The organism is Gammaproteobacteria bacterium, assembly GCA_033720895.1.
Classification (GTDB): domain Bacteria; phylum Pseudomonadota; class Gammaproteobacteria; order Natronospirales; family JAJUFS01; genus JAWWBS01.
On the sequence record JAWWBS010000115.1, the window covers coordinates 1 to 2338 of the forward strand.

4 protein-coding genes are annotated in these 2338 nt (G+C 60.3%); 3 read left to right on the plus strand and 1 reads right to left on the minus strand.

The annotated features are described in order from the left end of the window. Positions 1 to 501 (plus strand): prolyl oligopeptidase family serine peptidase (locus R3217_10690; GenBank protein ID MDX1455910.1); only part of this gene is annotated, 501 nt, incomplete at its 5' end. Beyond that, on the plus strand, positions 501 to 1196 hold the full coding sequence (locus tag R3217_10695; GenBank protein MDX1455911.1) for a hypothetical protein: 696 nt from the start codon (positions 501 to 503) through the stop codon (positions 1194 to 1196). The genes R3217_10690 and R3217_10695, both read left to right, overlap by 1 nt. A gap of 44 nt (positions 1197 to 1240) precedes the next feature. On the opposite strand, the gene R3217_10700 is transcribed toward R3217_10695, so the two are convergent. After that, the gene (locus R3217_10700) at positions 1241 to 1768 is read right to left on the minus strand and encodes a hypothetical protein (GenBank protein MDX1455912.1); all 528 of its coding nucleotides are present in this window, start codon (positions 1766 to 1768) and stop codon (positions 1241 to 1243) included. A gap of 218 nt (positions 1769 to 1986) precedes the next feature. On the opposite strand from R3217_10700, the gene R3217_10705 reads away from it, so the two are divergent. Continuing rightward, positions 1987 to 2253 carry a hypothetical protein gene (locus tag R3217_10705; protein MDX1455913.1) on the plus strand — a complete coding sequence of 89 codons (267 nt, stop codon included), beginning with the start codon at positions 1987 to 1989 and terminating at the stop codon, positions 2251 to 2253. The last annotated feature ends 85 nt before the right edge of the window (positions 2254 to 2338 follow it).

The window sequence follows — 2338 nt, forward strand, 5'->3', positions numbered from 1 at the left end:
GATGTCGAGCGCGTTGGCACCTGGGGCGCGAGCCGCGGCGGCATGATGTCGTATCTCGCGGCGCGCCAGGCTCCCGAGCTGGGTTATGGCTTCAAGGCCCTGGTGGCCGAGGCCACACCAACGGACATGGTCGCGGAATACAAGCTGCGCCCGGACATGGAGCGCGTGTTCAGCACCTGGATCCCGGGCTTTGACGAGAATCCCGAGGAAGTGCTGGCTGCGCGTTCGGCGCTGCTCTGGGCAGAGGCATTGCCGGAAGACCTGCCGATCCTGATCCAGCATGGCGCCAAGGACCAGCGCGTCAGCGTGGACAGCGCCAGGAAGATGGCGGCGCGGCTGGAGGAGCTCGGTCGCCCGCACAAGCTGATGATCTATGAGGAAGGCGGGCACAATCTGCGCGGCCAGCTCGACATGGAAGCGCGGGAGGCCGTGATCGAATGGTTCAAGCAATACCTGGGCGAAGCCGCCAATTGTTCATCCGATAGGGAGGCGTGCCAGTAATGACCGAGTCCTGGGTTTCGCAGCTGGTCCGTATTGCGGCGATGGTCCTGCTTGGCTTGGCGCTGGCGTTTGCCGGCACTTATGCCTATGCCCTGAACATGCTCCTCAAGGACGGTACCGTTGCGGGAGAGCACAGCTCGTTCTTCAGGTATTGGAATGGCATCCTTTATGCGGTGGCTGGCGTGCCGAACATGCCGTTGTATTCCGTTTCGCGGTCGGATTTCATCAAGGACTATGTGGAAGAGCGGCTCTTCTCCGAAGAGAATCTCGAGGAGATGCGATTCGAGCAATACAACCCGTATTGTCGGCTCTCGATCCTGGCATTGGAGATGCCTACCAACGAGGCTGCTGCCCGAGAAGGCATGGATCGCATGCTGCGCATTGCGGATCGCTACCATGCAGCCGGCTTTGCGCTGGACGGCTACGAACCGCCAGGCACTGACAGTACCGGCATGTTTGATTGCCTGCCATTGATGACACTGCTCGAAGCTCGGTCCGAGGAGGCTGTTCGTTATGCCGACTGGCTGCTGGAGCACGGCGCTGACGCCCATGAGAAAGTGTATGCGTCACCGGATTTTCCCGAGGACATGAGCGCTTGCGACCTTATCTTGCAAGAGCGAGACAATGAAGCGGGAGAGTTGAAACCGGTGCGGCGACATCTCTTGCCGCGCTGCGAGCCCAGCGACACGCCATGAAAAAAGCCCCGCATTGCGGGGCTTTTCGTTGAAGCGTCGGAAACTCAGGTTTTCTTTTTCGCAGCAGTCTTTTTCTTGCTGGTCTTTTTCTTCTTGGCAGCAGTCTTTTTCTTGGCGCCGGTCTTTTTCTTCGGCGTTGCCTTTGAAGCAGCTTTCTTCTTGGCAGAAGATTTCTTTTTCTTCTTCTTTTTGGTGACCTTCTTCTCGGCCTGCTGCATGGCCTTTTCCATTTCGGCGTAGAGGCGCTCGGCTTCCTTGGCCTCGGCCTTCACGTCGCGGGTGCGGCGCAGTTCGTCGCGCAGCTGTGCCTGTTCTTCACGCAGCTGGTCGATTTCCTCGTGCATTTTCTCGACTTCGCGGCGATGGCGCACGTAGCCGGTCTTCTCCCACTGGGCCTTCAGCCTGTCGAGCTGCTTGCGCGCCTTTTCCATGTTGTTGGTGCGGCGCTTGATCTCGTTCTGCAGTTTCTTGGCTTCGCGCTGCAGGTTGGCTGCTTCGCGGCGGGTAACCCTGGCGACTTCGTCGCGCATTTTTTCGAAGCGTTTGACGACTTCGCGCATCTTCTCGTTCATGTGACCCTCCCAGGTCTCGCGTTTACCGCTCAAGTCTACTCTTGATGGCCTGAAACGGAAAACTGGCCGGCAGGGTAGGGTGCAGGCGCTCGGGCTTTTCCCGAGGCTTGTTACCGTTGGTCAGGTCGATCGGCTTTCCCTGGCCGAAAGGCGCATACTCCGCGCGCGACTCGCGCATTCCTGCCGGGCGTCAGCGGCTTCGGCCGGGAGCGTGCTCCATGAGCATCAAGGAAAGAAAGTCGATCAAGGTCGGGCAGCTGCTCGTCATCCTCAACCAGCGCATGATGCGCGACAAGAGCACGGCCCAGTGCAAGATCACCTCCATCACGCCGATGCCCAACCAGGCGGCGGACCAGTGCAACTGGTCCTCGACGGTGACCTGGAATGCCCATGGCCAGAACCGCGAGCTGGCGATGCCGATCGTCCGCAGGCTGGTGATGAACGCCCAGAAAGAGTTCAACCTGCTGCCTTTCGGCGCTGCCTGACAGTCGGCCGAGCCAGCCGGGTCGGCTCCGGGCACCAGGACGGTCACTGGCCGCCCGGGCCCTGTGGCGGCCTGTTTTGCCGAAA